Genomic DNA, 12,498 nt, shown 5'->3' on the forward strand with positions numbered 1-12,498 from the left:
GAAATTATAATCTTCTGTCTCTTTCCCTTCTCTTTTCGTACTTGATATCCCTCAACAGAGAAGACTTGATTCCGATGAAAAAGTTCCACTGCTTGTAAACCCCGAAAGGCGTCCAGCTAAAGGTCATTCTCCAGCTTTCCAGGTCCCTCGCAAATCTCAACTGTGTATGGGTGAAGCCGGTATTCACAAAATCATAACCCGAGGAGGCACCTACCGTCCATTTAGGGGAAAGTTCAACGTCTCCCGAGAACATGAGGGAATGAGAGGAAATATCGTTCTGCCTGGCACTGTTACTATAGTTAAGGGTATATGCAAGGCGCAGGTCCCAGGGAATATTGAAGTTGTACCAGCTGTTCTCGCTTTCTGCTTCCTCTTCTTCTTCGGCCATATCGGCTTCATGTTCGTCGTAAAAAGAACCATCTATGTCCATATCCTTTCCAAAAAGGTCATCTGGACGCCCGCCATTTCTGAAAGTCTGATTTTCGAGCCGGTTTACGTTCTCTTTTCCTCCTGAAAAATCGCGGCTGGAGAAGGAATATCCAAAGCTCATATTAGCATTGGTAAGCCTGAAGAGACTTCCGCCGTTTTGAATGTTCAGTTTATCAATACGCCGGTTCTCATTATTCAGCGCATAAACATCCAGGTTGGCCCCAAAGTTTATGTCCAGTTTGTTTTGTATCACCGGAAGACTTCCGCGTACGCTAATAGGAGAGAGTTTTAGTGAATCTCCTGCTAAATTATATGAAGTGCTAATGTTCAGGTTATTAAGCAGCTTTACTTTTCTGGGTTCGGCATCGGCCGAATCTTTTACTTTCGCCTCGAAAGTGTTGCTTAAAGAGAAGCCAATAGAGCTGGAAAACAGCTTTCCGGGAGGCCCGTACAGAGAGCCCTGGAACCTTGAATATTCTACCACACGCTCTTCCCGGCCTTCAGATTCCGGAATGATATATTCGTCGTAATAATGCTCGAACCCAGGATTTATATTATAGCTTATCGAAGGGCGCATTACGTGCCGAATTGCCTGATATTTCCCCTTTCCGCTAAAATTCTTTGTTCCGTAGATGGTTGTACCTATGCTGGTGTTGAAGTTATAGGTGCGAAAGGAATCAAAGCCCCTCACGGTATCAACAATTTCTCTTCGGGCTTCTTCATCATATGAACGGTCATATGTTCTGAAAACCCATGATTCGGTATAATTTGTTCCGGCACTAACACTTAAATAGTTGAACAATTTAAAGTTTGTGGTAAGCGGAATGGAATGCTGGGCCCCTAAAATGGCATCTTCGAACATCTCTGGTTTGAAGAAAAGGGAATCGGTGGTTTGAAACCTGTTCTCTCCTCTAAAATTATACTGAAAATTAATGTTCTCAATAATGCCTTTTTTGGCACCTACCTTTGGCTCGAAAGGGTAGACCCGGGCCATGCTCGCCTGCACTGTTGGCAGGGTCATGTTTATCTTTTCAGTATTGGTGTTCTGGCTGTGCGTGGCAGCAATACTCAGGTTGATTTGCGGCTGAATATTAAAGGTCTTTGAATAAGAGACCGAAGAACTCAGGGTATTGGTTAGCCTGTTTCCTGTGTTCATTTGATTGGTAGATGCCTGGTAGTAATCGCTGCTTCCAAGGTTTACAGATGCCGAGAACCTCGAAGAAGGGTTAGCCTTTGAATCCTGGGAGTGGTTCCACCGAAGGTTGTAAATGGTTGATTCAGAAAAATCGGGAAAACCTCTTTCACTGTTTATCAGCTTTTCATATCTAAAGCTAAGGTTTCCTCTAAACCTGTATCGCACGGCATAAGAAGACTCCATTCTTAACCCGTAACTCCCGTTGGTATAGTAATCACCCAGCACGGTTAGATCGACGTAATCGCTTATGGCAAAGTAATACCCACCGTTTTGCAGGTAAAATCCGCGGTTGTTATCGTCCCCAAAAGATGGAATTATAAATCCGGAAGTCTGCTCGTCGGTCATAGGGAAATACCCAAAAGGCAAACCAAGTGGTGTGGGTACATCGGCGATGTACATGTTCACAAGGCCCGAAACGATTTTTTTATCAGGAACTAACTTGATCCTTCTGGCGTAGAAATAGTAATCGGGATTTTCTTCATTTGGGGAGGTGGTGAATTTTACATTTTTCATGTAGTACACCGAGTCATTCTCACGTTTTGTGATCTCTCCCAGCACTTTAAATTCCCCCTGTTCGGTTCGGGAATTAAAGACGAGAGCTTTTTCCGAATCAAAGTTGAACCTGATAGAATCTGGTCGCACTACGCTCTGTGCCTGGGTAAATACCGGTTTTTGCGTGTAAACTCCTGCGGTATCAATTATTCCGTAGGCATAAACCTCGTTGGTCTCATTGTCGAGTACAATCCTTCCGGCGGTTATATTGATGTCGCCATAAGTTATTTCGGCATTATTATATAGGTATATCCTGTTTTCCCTCGGGCTAAGGCGCATGTAATCTTCGGCAGTATAAGTCACTCTGTCTGCCAGGATTTCTTTTTTTGGTTTAATGCTGTCCTTAGGGGTAAGCGTGATGACGGGAACAGGTGCTTCAATCCTTAAAGAGTCCATTATAGGCTGCACAGGTTCACGTTCAGCGGGAATGCGGATACCTTCATTCGTCTTGATTTCCTGAGCTGCAGATTTTGTGGCTAAAGAAAGCGTGAAAATACAGCAGGAAAGTATGTAAAGTATCTTTGTTCGCAATGGTACTTATGCTATTTTTGTATGGTGTGGCTCGTTTTTTGAAGTCTCAAAATTACATATATTTTTTAAGGTACCTTTTGAGTTATCGAAAAATAATAACCACCCCAATGAACCGTTATTTCCATATGAAAACGAATTTCTTTATCATTTTAATATTTCTTAGTGTCATTAATCCTGTTTTAGCTGCTTCGGAAGAAGTTGATCCTCCGCGGGAAAAGTTTGTGGTGGTCATAGATGCAGGCCATGGTGGTCATGATCCCGGCAACTCCTGGAATGGCTTCAAAGAAAAAGGGATTGCTTTGAACATTGCGCTTAAAGTGGGTGCCGAACTTGAAAAAATTCCCGATATCAAGGTGATCTACACCCGAAAATCGGATGTTTTTGTAACTCTTGCCGGAAGGGCACAGATAGCAAATAAAGCTGAAGCTGACCTTTTTATCTCTATACATATGAATGGTCACAAATCTCAGGCCCAGGGTACCGAGACTTTTGTGCTTGGGCTTCACCGTAACCAGGATAACCTTGAAGTGGCCATGAGAGAGAACCAGGTAATCTTTCTGGAAGAAGATTACGAAATGACCTATGATGGCTTCAACCCTAATTCTCCCGAGTCATATATTGGTCTTACGCTAATGCAGGAAGAATATCTTGACCAAAGTATTCTCCTGGCCGATTTGGTACAAAAGAATTTCACCAACATCAATAAGAGGGTGAACAGAGGTGTAAAACAGGCAGGTTTCCTTGTGTTAAGGGAGACCTATATGCCAAGCGTTCTTATTGAAGCAGGTTTCCTGAGTAATAAAAGTGAGGGTACTTATTTAAATAGCGCTTCGGGCCAGGCAGCTATTGCCGAATCTATTGTGCGTGCAGTAAAAGATTATAAGAGCTCCATGAATCTTGAAATGCTGGACCATCTGGAAGCTAACCCTCCCGTAGAACTCACCCAGGAACCAGAGAAAGCGCCCTCAGATGTTTATGATGGTATTACCTTTCGCGTACAACTGGCAGCTACCGGTAAAAAGCTGGATCCCAGCCCCAGAAACTTCAAAGGTTTGGTGGAGATCTCGAGAAACAAAGAAGGGAAATTGTTTAAATATTATTATGGAGGCACGTCAAGTTATTCACAGGTACAGGACCTGCATGGGAAGGCAAAACGCGCGGGATATCCAGATAGTTATATAGTTGCCTTTCGGGGAGATGAAAAGATCAGCGTTAATGAGGCGTTAAAAACAAAAATGAAATAGACCTTCTTTACTATATAAATTTTATATTTGTCTCTCATCAAATAGGACAATCTTTGTGAAATATACTAAAGAGGTAAAAACCGCTCTTTTGGCTATTGTAGCCATTCTTCTATTCATTTTTGGGTATAGTTTTTTAAAAGGCAAGAACTGGTTTGATTCCAGCAGGACTTTTTATGCTGTCTACAACGACGTAGAGGGACTTTCGCCTTCATCTCCTGTAACCATCAATGGGCTTAAAGTTGGAAATGTGACCAATATTGGTTTCCTAGATACTTCAGGTAAACTTGTAGTTACTTTTCTGGTAGATAATTCTTTTCCTTTTTCTGAAAACAGTGTAGCCGAAATTTATGGGGGAGGACTCATAGGAGGCAAGTCTCTGGCTATTATCCCAAAATATGAAGAAGGTGAAATGGCGCAATCTGGTGACACGTTACAAAGTGCGATAGAAGAAGGTTTGCTGGAATTGGTAAATGAAAGGCTCACGCCGCTTCAGGAAAAGATTGAAAAGGTAATTGTGAGCACAGATTCTTTAGTGAATTCTTTTAATGAAGTCATGAATCCCACAACCCGGGAAAATCTCAAGAATAGTATTGCTAACCTAAATTCTACTATTGCTTCGCTTAATAATTCGGCCCAGAGTGTAGAAGGTATCTTAAATACCAACTCTCCCAAGTTAGATCGCACCTTCACGAATTTAGACCATATGTCTACAAACCTGAGTAATTTTTCTGATACTCTTGTGGCATTTGACTTTAATAAAGTAACAGATGATATTGAATCTGCCGTGAGTAATTTCGAAACTGTTACCCAAAAATTGAATTCGGGTGAAGGTACTGCCGGGAAGTTAATTAATGATCCTGCGGTCTTTAATAATCTTGAAAGAGCGACCAACCAATTGGATGAATTGATACAAGACGTGAAATTGAATCCTAAACGTTACGTACATTTTTCTATCTTTGGTAAAAACCCCGGTCCTTATTCGCCGCCGGAAGACTCATTAAAATAACTAACCATGCAGATCCTTGCACAAGTCGCCTTTATCCTTGCTCTGGCAATAGGGATAGGTATTTTTATTCGCAATATCCGGAGGATGATCCGGAATATCAAAGTAGGTCGGGAGATAGACAGAACAGATAACCCTTCCAAAAGGTGGGGGAAAATGGCCAAAATTGCCCTGGGGCAATACAAAATGGTGCGCAGGCCGGTGTCGGGGATCGTTCACGTGATCGTGTATGTAGGTTTTATTATTATCAATATCGAAGTCCTTGAAATTATCATTGACGGGATCTTCGGGACTCACAGGATCTTTTCTTTTGCCGGTACACCGTACAGGTTTCTTATAGGGGCTTTTGAAATTCTTGCCTTGCTGGTACTGGTAGGGGTGATTATTTTCTGGATAAGAAGAAATGTCCTGAATATCTACAGGTTCAAAGCTAGGGAGCTTACCAAATGGCCGAAGAATGACGCTAACTACATTCTCTATTTTGAGATGGTGCTCATGTCGCTCTTTCTGATCATGAATGCGGCCGATTATCAATTACAGTTAAACCTGGCACCTCATTACGCTATGGCAAACGGGGAGATTGCAGGGGCATTTCCCGTTAGTGGCTTTTTACTTCCACTCCTTGAAGGTTTTAGTGATTCCACCCTTGTTTTGATCGAGAGAACAGCCTGGTGGTTGCATATACTTGGTATTCTTTTCTTCCTTAATTACTTATACTACTCTAAGCACCTTCATATTTTACTGGCTTTTCCAAACGTCTATTATTCTAAAATTAAGCCGAAGGCTAAATTTGACAATATAGATGCAGTTACTAAAGAAGTGCAACTTATGATGAATCCTGATGCCGATCCTTTTGCTGCACCCGCCGAACCGGAAGGGGAAGAAGCAGGAGAACCCGAAAAATTTGGAGCATCAGATGTTTTTGACCTTAACAGGGTACAATTGCTGAACGCCTATACCTGTACCGAATGCGGCCGGTGTACAGATCAATGTCCCGCCAATAATACAGGGAAATTGCTTTCTCCAAGAAAGATTATGATGGATACCCGTGATCGTTTGGAGGTAGTAGGGGAGAACATCAATAAGAATGGAAAATTTGTAGATGACGGGAAACAGCTTCTTGACGACCATATTCAAAGGGAAGAGATTTGGGCCTGTACTACGTGCCAAATGTGTATAGAGGCCTGCCCCGTAGGGATTGATCCACTTTCTATCATTGTTGAAATGAGAAGGTACCTTATGATGGAACAGAGTGCCGGACCTGCAGATTTAAATAATGCCCTTGGAAACATTGAAAATAACGGAGCGCCCTGGCCTTACAACCAAATGGACCGCTTAAACTGGGCAACAGAAAATTAAGTAATAAAATGGCCTTTTTCAGGCTATAACAAAAAATAAAATGGCAGAAAATATCAAAGTGCCAACCATGGCAGAGTATATGGCCGAAGGAAAACAACCCGAAGTCCTTTTTTGGGTAGGTTGCTCCGGAAGCTTTGACGACCGGGCTAAGAAAATCACCAAGGCTTTTGTAAGACTTCTGAGTAAAGCAAATGTAGATTTTGCTGTTTTAGGAACTGAAGAAAGTTGTACTGGAGACCCTGCGAAACGTGCCGGAAATGAATTCCTTTACCAAATGCAGGCTGCCGGAAATATTGAAGTTTTGAACGGGTATGAGATCAAGAAGATCGTAACCACCTGTCCTCACTGCTTCAATATTATAAAAAACGAATATCCCGGTCTTGGCGGTAATTATGAAGTAATGCACCATACCACCTTTTTAAAATCTTTGCTTGAAGAAGGACGGCTAACTGTTGAAGGTGGGAAATTTAAAGGCAAAAGAATCACTTTTCACGACCCGTGTTACCTGGGGCGTGGAAATGACATCTACGAAGCCCCGAGAGATTTGTTGAGAAAGCTTGAGGTGGAGCTGGTAGAGATGAAAAGATGTAAAAAAGACGCCATGTGCTGTGGTGCCGGGGGTGCTCAAATGTTCAAGGAGCCCGAACCCGGTAAGGAAGATGTGAATGTTGCCCGTACCGAGCAGGCCATAGATGTAAAACCCGAAGTTATTGCTGCAGGATGTCCTTTCTGTAACACAATGATGACCGACGGGGTTAAGGCCAAGAATAGGGAGGATAATATCGCAGTTATGGATATTGCTGAAATGATTGCCTCTGCCGAAGATTTGTAGTGCAGCTAAGTTTTAAAAATAAGGTGCTAAAAATGTTATTTTTAGCACCTTATTTTTTTACAGATCCTTTTCAAGGCGCAGCTGTATTTCCTCCGGACGCATATTCTTCACTAGAATGAGAATATCATCTTCCGTTAATCCTTCTTCAATATAATCCCCCTGTTTGCCCTGTAAATAAGCGTATCTTTCAAGATTGGTTCGGTATTTTGGGGCAGGAAGTTGCTTATCCTTGTCTCCGTAGCCTTTTAGATAGGCAATCACCGCCTCGTCATCAGGTATTTTCACATCTTTTTGAAGGTTGTATTGCTGCAAAAGAAAGACAGCCTCAGTGAGTCCTCTAAAAAGCATTTCGTCGTATGTTTTTCCTCCCGATGTATAGATTGGTTGCGTGTAATAAATTACTATAGGTGCAGTAATGGTAAATACATAAGATTCAACACAGTTAGTAAGCTCATCCCAAATGGCACCAACTTCCACATGTATTTGCTTTTCTTCGCGAAGCCATGCTGCCAGCTCGTGATGCTGATATGCTTCCGAAGAAAACCCCAGGTTTCTGGCTACCGTAAAAAGTTCTTTCTCCCTTATTTCCATCTTACAAAATTAGGTGAGTGCACGTGGAGAAATTATGATTAAAATCAGCTCACAACCTTAGTGTTAGTTCGTTGGGAAAGGATTCCTTTAAATATCTGGGAATGGGAGAATTTTAACCTTCTCAAATTGGATTCCCGACTCCAAATCTCTTATTTTTGTTTCTCTAAAAATTTCCAAATAATGTTTGTCCCATTTGATACCCTACCTGAAAGTTCCCGAGTTTGGATCTATCAGGCAAATCGCTCTTTTACAGAGGAAGAGCAAGCTGAAATTAAAGAAAAGATTCAACATTTTATAGAGCAGTGGACTGCCCACGGTGCCAACCTGCAAGCTTCTTTTGAAATGCGTTACAGACGATTTATCATCCTGGCGCTCGATCAAAAAATGAATGCAGCTACCGGATGTTCCATAGATGATTCTGTACGGTTCATTCAGCAGCTGGAGAAAGACTACGATGTAGATCTTCTCGACAAGATGAATGTCTCTTATAAGCAGGGAGAATTCGTGGCTTATAAAACTCTGACCGATTTCAGAAAAATGGCAAAAAACAAAGCTGTTTCTCCAAAAACGATCGTTTTTAATAACCTGGTAAATAACAAAGCCGAATACCTTTCAGATTGGGAAGTGCCTGCATCTGAGAGCTGGCACAAGCGCTTTCTTAATTAATGAGTTTTTGCAAGCCCAAACTTTCAGGCCTGTTTTTGGCCTTTATCCTTATTACCCAAATTTCCTATTCTCAAAGCCGGCCTTTAATTGCTGAAGATGTAGAGCAGCAGCGGCAATGGGTAGACAGCATTTATAATGCAATGTCGCTACAGGAAAAAGTGGGGCAGCTTTTTATGATCGATGTTTTTTCTTCAGACCCTGCATCAAAAATTGAAAAGGCAAAAGAACTGGTGGCCCAGCAGCATGTGGGCGGGGTCATCTTTTCAAAAGGAGGTCCAAAAAGGCAGGTAAAGGTTCACAATGAACTTCAGGAGCTTTCCAAAATTCCGCTGCTTATAGGTATGGACGCCGAGTGGGGCCTGGCAATGCGTCTTGATTCTACCTATGCCTTTCCGTGGAATATGACTTTAGGAGCAATAAGAGATGAAAGTTTAATTACCGAAGTGGGTGCGAGTATTGCAAAAAATTCTAAAAGACTGGGCGTTCATATGAATTTTGCCCCGGTAGTGGATATTAATACCAACCCCAAAAATCCTATTATTGGCAACAGGTCTTTTGGGGAAAATAAAAATAATGTTGCCAGCAAATCCATTGCTTTCATTAAAGGCATGCAAAGGGAAGGGGTGCTTGGCAGCGCCAAACATTTCCCCGGGCATGGAGATACAGAACGGGATTCCCATAAAACTTTACCCACCATTGATTTTTCCCGCGACAGGATATTCAGGGAGGAATTGTTTCCTTATAGAAAGATGATTTCTGAAGGGCTTGGAAGTATCATGGTTGCTCACCTCAATGTTCCCAGCCTGGAAGAACGCGCTCAATTTCCTTCCAGTTTATCGCACAAAATAGTCACGGGAATTCTAAAAGAGGAACTGGATTTTAACGGGCTCATCATTACTGATGCGCTCAATATGAAAGGAGTTGCCGATTTTGATGAACCCGGTGAGATAGAACTGGCGGCTTTTTTGGCAGGAAACGATATTTTGCTTTTTTCTGAAGATGTACCTAAAGCTTCAGAAATGATCATAGAAGCTTTCAATAAAGGATTAATTACCGAAGAGCGCCTGAAGCATTCGGTAAGGAAGATCCTTTTTGCCAAATACAAAGTTGGCCTTGATCACTATGAACCTGTAGATCCCACTTATATTGTTGAAGAGCTTAACAGTATTCGCAACGAGGTGCTTGCACATAAGCTGTACGAGAACGCCATGACGGTCATAAAAAATGACCGGTCTCTCATCCCGCTACAAGATCTGGAAACCAGCAAAATTGCCTATGTTCATTTTGGAGAAGATCCCGGAAATGCCTTTTTTGAGCAGTTAAATCGCTACGCACAGGTAGATTCGGTTTCCGCAGAAAACCTGAATGAATTGCTAGACAAGCTCGAGTCGTATAATCAGGTGATTATTGGATATCATCAGTCTTCGGCTTCCCCCTGGAGCGGATTTAAAATGAACGAGAAGCAGCAGACCTGGTTGTACGAAGTAGCGAGAAAGAATCGGGTGATTTTAAATGTTTTCACAAGTCCGTATGCTTTGCTTGATTTGCGAACTACGGGTAATTTTGAAGCCATACAGGTGGCTTATCAAAATACGGAACTCGCTCAACAAAAAGCGGCACAGGTGATCTTTGGTGCTATAGAGGCTAAAGGGAAACTGCCGGTAAGTGCCGGAAATAATTTCCCTGTTGGCACCGGCTATAAAACAGGTACTCTTAATCGCCTTTCTTATGGCCTGCCCGAGCAGGTAGGAATGAATTCATATAAGCTAAGAAAGATTGACGAACTTATAGAAAAGGCGATAGATGAAAAAATGACCCCCGGCTTACAGGTGCTTGTGGCGAGAAAGGGTAAAGTCATCTATGAAAGAAATGCAGGATATCATACTTACGATAAAGAAATACCTGTGAAAGCTTCAGACGTTTACGATCTTGCTTCCCTTACCAAGATACTTGCTACGCTTCCGCTTCTCATGGAGCTTGTAGATAAAGATGAAATTGATCTCAATACCACACTGGGTGAAATGTTGCCATACTTCCGCGGAAGCAATAAACAAAACATCACCATTCTCGATATGTTATCGCATTATGCCAGGCTCAAGAGCTGGATTCCTTTTCATCGCATGACCATAGATCAAAAGACAAAAAGGCCCGATGTGAAATTTATTCGCACTGAACAGGATAGGGGCTTTGGCATACAAATAGCCGAAAACATGTATGTGAGGAATGACATTAGAGATTCGGTGCTTAAAACTATTAAAGATAGCCCGCTCGAGAGGCGAAAGGCTTATAAATACAGTGATCTTCCTTTTTATTTGCTGAAGTTCTATTTGGAAGATATCTATGGCACCTCCCTGGAATATCTTACTCAAGATCATTTTTACAGGTCTTTGGGAGCTCATAACACTACTTATTTACCTCTTCAAAAGCTTCCAAAAGAGCGAATTGTTCCCACCGAAAATGACAGGTTGTGGAGAAATCAGCTCTTGCAGGGATACGTCCATGATGAAGGTGCTGCACTTTTGGGCGGAATTGGAGGGCAGGCAGGACTGTATTCTAATGCTAACGATGTTGCCAAGATCATGCAGATGTACCTTAACGGTGGCCAGTACGGAGGGATAAATTATTTTGATCAAAAAACTGTAGACAAGTTCAATACCTGCTATTACTGTGACGACGATGTGCGGCGGGGAGTTGGTTTTGACAAGCCCCAGTTAGGCAATTATGGCCCTACCTGTGGCTGTGTTTCAATGACCAGCTTTGGGCATAGCGGTTTTACAGGAACTTTTACCTGGGCAGACCCCGATGAAGAAATAGTTTACGTATTTTTAGCAAATCGAATTCATCCCTCTGTCCAGAACAATAAGTTGACAAGGGAGAGCATAAGATCAAATATTCAGGAACTTATTTACGAAGCCATAGATCGTTAATACATGAAAATAGGCATTGTTTGTTACCCTACTTTTGGGGGAAGTGGTGTGGTAGCTACCGAATTGGGGATGGCACTCTCCCGCAGGGGGCACGAGATCCATTTTATTACTTATAAGCAGCCGGTAAGGCTAGAACAGCTTTCTCATAATATACATTTTCATGAAGTTAATGTACCCGAATACCCTCTGTTTCACTATCAGCCTTACGAGCTTGCCTTAAGCAGCAAGCTGGTAGATATGGTGAAATTGCATAAAATTGAGGTGCTGCACGTACATTATGCCATACCTCATGCCTATGCAGGTTACATGGCAAAAAAAATGCTTGAGGAAGAAGGAATCCACCTGCCAATGGTAACCACCCTTCATGGAACCGATATTACGCTGGTGGGCAACCACCCTTTCTATAAACCGGCAGTTACTTTTAGTATTAATAGCAGTGATGTTGTTACTTCGGTATCTCAAAGCCTTAAGGCAGATACCCTGCGTCTTTTTAACGTAAAGCGCGAGATTGATGTAGTGCCCAATTTTATAGACACCACAAAATATACCCAGTCTATTAGCAACTGCCAAAGAAGTAGGCTGGCTCAAAGTGATGAGAGGATCATTACCCACGTAAGTAATCTTAGAAAGGTAAAGCGGGTAAGAGATGTGATTATGATCTTTTATGAAATTCAGAAAAACCTCAAATCGAAGCTTATCATGGTAGGGCAGGGGCCTGAAAGAGAAATGGCCGAAGAACTGGTGCAAGAGTTAGCACTGGAAGATAAGGTGTTATTCCTGGGAGAATCTCATGAGATTGACCAGGTATTGAGCTATTCCGATCTTTTTCTTTTGCCTTCAGAAAAAGAAAGCTTTGGGCTTGCCGCCCTTGAGGCTATGGTGAATGGGGTGCCAGTGATCTCCACCAATACAGGAGGTCTGCCCGAAGTTAACAAGCAGGGTTTTTCGGGGTATTTAAGTGATGTGGGAGAGGTATCAGAGATGGCAGCCAATGCAATTCATATACTTCAAGATGATGCCACCCTTAAAAGGTTCAAAGAAAATGCCCGTAAACAGGCATTTATTTTTGATGTATACTCGGTTGTTCCTCTTTATGAAAACCTCTATTTAAAAGCTTTAGATATTACCCAAAAAGAAAAGGCTCGCAAAAATTAATTCCGGGAGCCTTT

Annotated in this window: 9 protein-coding genes; 7 read left to right on the forward strand and 2 right to left on the reverse strand. The window is 42.2% G+C overall.

Annotated elements, in window-relative coordinates; all coding sequences use genetic code 11:
• Positions 1-4 precede the first annotated feature (4 nt).
• A complete protein-coding gene (locus tag V5739_RS15930; protein ID WP_423818977.1) occupies positions 5-2,707 on the reverse strand; it encodes a putative LPS assembly protein LptD in 2,703 nt (900 codons plus the stop codon).
• A gap of 125 nt (positions 2,708-2,832) precedes the next feature.
• Here V5739_RS15930 and V5739_RS15935 point away from each other — a divergent pair, with 125 nt between their 5' ends.
• Genes V5739_RS15935 through V5739_RS15950 form a run of 4 tightly spaced genes read left to right on the forward strand, consistent with a single transcriptional unit; the run spans position 2,833 to position 7,145 of the window.
• A complete protein-coding gene (locus tag V5739_RS15935; RefSeq protein WP_423818978.1) occupies positions 2,833-3,951 on the forward strand; it encodes an N-acetylmuramoyl-L-alanine amidase family protein in 1,119 nt (372 codons plus the stop codon).
• A 55-nt stretch (positions 3,952-4,006) separates the two neighbouring features.
• Entirely contained in the window at positions 4,007-4,957 is a 951-nt protein-coding gene (locus V5739_RS15940) for an MlaD family protein (protein ID WP_423818979.1), read from the forward strand.
• A 6-nt stretch (positions 4,958-4,963) separates the two neighbouring features.
• Complete coding sequence (locus V5739_RS15945; RefSeq protein WP_423818980.1) at positions 4,964-6,313, forward strand: 4Fe-4S dicluster domain-containing protein; 1,350 nt, start codon at positions 4,964-4,966, stop codon at positions 6,311-6,313.
• A 40-nt stretch (positions 6,314-6,353) separates the two neighbouring features.
• Positions 6,354-7,145 (forward strand): (Fe-S)-binding protein, encoded by a 792-nt coding sequence (locus V5739_RS15950; protein ID WP_345598588.1) that lies wholly within the window; start codon positions 6,354-6,356, stop codon positions 7,143-7,145.
• Positions 7,146-7,202: 57 nt separating this feature from the next.
• Here V5739_RS15950 and V5739_RS15955 read toward each other — a convergent pair whose 3' ends face one another.
• The gene (locus V5739_RS15955) at positions 7,203-7,736 is read right to left on the reverse strand and encodes a hypothetical protein (protein WP_345598589.1); all 534 of its coding nucleotides are present in this window, start codon (positions 7,734-7,736) and stop codon (positions 7,203-7,205) included.
• A 180-nt stretch (positions 7,737-7,916) separates the two neighbouring features.
• Between V5739_RS15955 and V5739_RS15960 the strand changes: the two genes are divergently transcribed.
• Genes V5739_RS15960 through bshA form a run of 3 tightly spaced genes read left to right on the forward strand, consistent with a single transcriptional unit; the run spans position 7,917 to position 12,484 of the window.
• Positions 7,917-8,402 (forward strand): ABC transporter ATPase, encoded by a 486-nt coding sequence (locus tag V5739_RS15960; protein ID WP_423818981.1) that lies wholly within the window; start codon positions 7,917-7,919, stop codon positions 8,400-8,402.
• Positions 8,403-8,437: 35 nt separating this feature from the next.
• Complete coding sequence (locus tag V5739_RS15965) at positions 8,438-11,329, forward strand: glycoside hydrolase family 3 N-terminal domain-containing protein (protein ID WP_423818982.1); 2,892 nt, start codon at positions 8,438-8,440, stop codon at positions 11,327-11,329.
• Between the two features lie 3 nt (positions 11,330-11,332).
• On the forward strand, positions 11,333-12,484 hold the full coding sequence (gene bshA, locus V5739_RS15970; RefSeq protein ID WP_423818983.1) for an N-acetyl-alpha-D-glucosaminyl L-malate synthase BshA: 1,152 nt from the start codon (positions 11,333-11,335) through the stop codon (positions 12,482-12,484).
• Positions 12,485-12,498 lie beyond the last annotated feature (14 nt).

Source organism: Salinimicrobium sp. TIG7-5_MAKvit (genome assembly GCF_049569215.1).
GTDB classification, from domain to species: Bacteria; Bacteroidota; Bacteroidia; order Flavobacteriales; family Flavobacteriaceae; genus Salinimicrobium; species Salinimicrobium profundisediminis.

Excerpts from the sequence above, each read along its gene's own strand:
- V5739_RS15960 (WP_423818981.1), top strand. The coding sequence starts at position 7,917 with ATGTTTGTCCCATTTGATACCCTACCTGAAAGTTCCCGAGTTTGGATC.
- V5739_RS15950 (WP_345598588.1), top strand. The coding sequence starts at position 6,354 with ATGGCAGAAAATATCAAAGTGCCAACCATGGCAGAGTATATGGCCGAA.
- bshA (WP_423818983.1), top strand. The coding sequence starts at position 11,333 with ATGAAAATAGGCATTGTTTGTTACCCTACTTTTGGGGGAAGTGGTGTG.
- V5739_RS15935 (WP_423818978.1), top strand. The coding sequence starts at position 2,833 with ATGAAAACGAATTTCTTTATCATTTTAATATTTCTTAGTGTCATTAAT.
- V5739_RS15955 (WP_345598589.1), bottom strand. The coding sequence starts at position 7,736 with ATGGAAATAAGGGAGAAAGAACTTTTTACGGTAGCCAGAAACCTGGGG.
- V5739_RS15945 (WP_423818980.1), top strand. The coding sequence starts at position 4,964 with ATGCAGATCCTTGCACAAGTCGCCTTTATCCTTGCTCTGGCAATAGGG.